At 65.1% G+C, this 438-nt stretch carries 1 protein-coding gene; it reads left to right on the top strand.

Going from position 1 to position 438, the window contains the following annotated elements; all coding sequences use genetic code 11:
- Positions 1–438: IS30 family transposase (locus ACYPYD_RS22965; RefSeq protein WP_459665739.1), on the top strand; the 438-nt coding region annotated here is incomplete at both ends.

Genomic DNA, 438 nt, shown 5'->3' with positions numbered 1-438 from the left:
GCGTCCGATCAGGCGGCATGGGACCGTGCCTTGCGGCCCAAGCCCTGCAAGCTGGCTTGCTCGCCGCCACTGGCACGGGCAGTATCGGCCAAGCTGCGCCGCAAATGGTCACCGGAACAGATCGCGGGGTGGCTCAGGCGCAGCTTTCCCGAGGAGCCGCACAGGCAGGTGTCGCACGAGACCATCTACAGAAGCCTGTACATACAGGCGCGCGGAGTTCTGAAGAAGGAACTGCTGGAGCATCTGCGCGCCCGGCGCACGATCCGCAGGTCCCGGCACGCCAGCCTCAAGCGTAACGGACATGGCCAGATCAAGGATGCCGTCTCGATCAGCGAACGCCCCGCCTCTGTCGAGGACCGCGCCATTCCCGGTCACTGGGAAGGCGATCTGATCGGAGGCACGAAGAACAGCTACATCGCGACGCTGGTCGAACGGCAT

It is taken from the genome of Novosphingobium sp. 11B (assembly GCF_054589055.1).
Note: the sequence above shows the minus strand (reverse complement) of the source record. Positions and strands in the feature narration are given on the sequence as shown.